This window comes from Microcoleus sp. K5-D4, from assembly GCF_036704575.1.
Classification (GTDB): Bacteria; Cyanobacteriota; Cyanobacteriia; order Cyanobacteriales; family Microcoleaceae; genus Microcoleus.
On the sequence record NZ_JAUBSD010000213.1, the window covers coordinates 1 to 1328 of the forward strand.

The following is a 1328-nucleotide window of genomic DNA, read 5'->3' on the forward strand; positions in this document are numbered from 1 at the left end:
GATGCTGACATATCGAAGTGTTTCGACTGTATCGACCATGAAACACTGCTTTTAAAACTGAATACATCTCCCACCATTCGCCGTCAAATTCGTGCATGGTTAAAAGCGGGGGTGATGGATGGTAAGCAGTTGTTTCCTACATCTGAGGGAACGCCACAAGGCGGATGTCTTTCGCCGCTTTTGGCAAACATAGCCCTCCACGGGATGGAAAACCGGATAAAAAGCGCCTTTCCTAGTGGCACAATTGTCAAGAAAGGTCAATACGCTGGCTATCAGCCAGGAGCTACTTTAATCAGGTACGCCGATGACTTCGTGATTCTCCATGAAGACATAACCGTTGTTCAAAGATGCCGGGAAATAATCTCGGAATGGTTAATGGGCATAGGCTTGGAATTAAAACCCAGTAAAACTCGGCTGACGCACACTCTTTCAACTTTTGTTGAGGAAAAGCCAGGATTCAACTTCCTTGGATTTAATATACGTCAGTTCCCCAAAGGGAAACACCATACAGGTAAAAATACGAAAGGGGAATTACTCGGTTTTAAGACCATCATTACCCCAAGTCAGGAAAAAGTGAAGGCACATTATGACCGTCTGTCGGATGTAATTGACTCCCATAAGTCAGCACCGCAAGCGGCGCTAATTAAGCGACTAAACCCTATCATTAGGGGTTGGGCTAACTACTATTCGACTGTCATAAGTAAGGAAATCTACGCTCAGTTAGATGACCTAGTGTATCAAAAGCTTGTCTCTTGGGCAAAATTCCGCCACCCGAAGAAATCAAAGGGATGGGTGTCAAAGAAATATTGGCACTCCATAGGCGATGATAACTGGGTATTTGCAACCACTGAAGTTGGGAAAAACCCACTTCGGTTACTTGACCATGCCCGCATTAAAATAGTGCGTCATGTAAAAGTCAAAGGCAAACTGTCCCCATTTGACGGGAATCTGGTTTATTGGAGTACAAGAATGGGCAACAACCCAGAAATGCCTACAAGAGTCTCATCACTCTTGAAATGGCAAAAGGGAAAATGCGCCCACTGTGGATTGTTTTTCCGTGAAAATGATGTGATGGAAATTGACCATATTATCCCCAAATCGCAAGGTGGAAAGGATGATTATAAAAATTGGCAACTTCTACACAGACATTGCCACGATACAAAGACCGCCAATGATGGCAGTCTTGGCAACAAATCCGGCTGCAATAGTGCCGAGCCTAAGCCCACCAAAAGACTTGAAAAAGTCGCGGACAAATGGGTAATGAGGTATGCGTGACAAGCACCAAAACATTGAGGAGCCGTGTGAGGTGAAAGTCTCATGCACGGTTT

At 44.7% G+C, this 1328-nt stretch carries 1 protein-coding gene; it reads left to right on the top strand.

From position 1 onward, the window contains the following. Positions 1 to 1275, top strand: a 1275-nt coding sequence (locus tag QUA77_RS29110) for a reverse transcriptase domain-containing protein (protein ID WP_333454102.1), incomplete at its 5' end; no start/stop codon positions are given. Between the last annotated feature and the right edge of the window lie 53 nt (positions 1276 to 1328).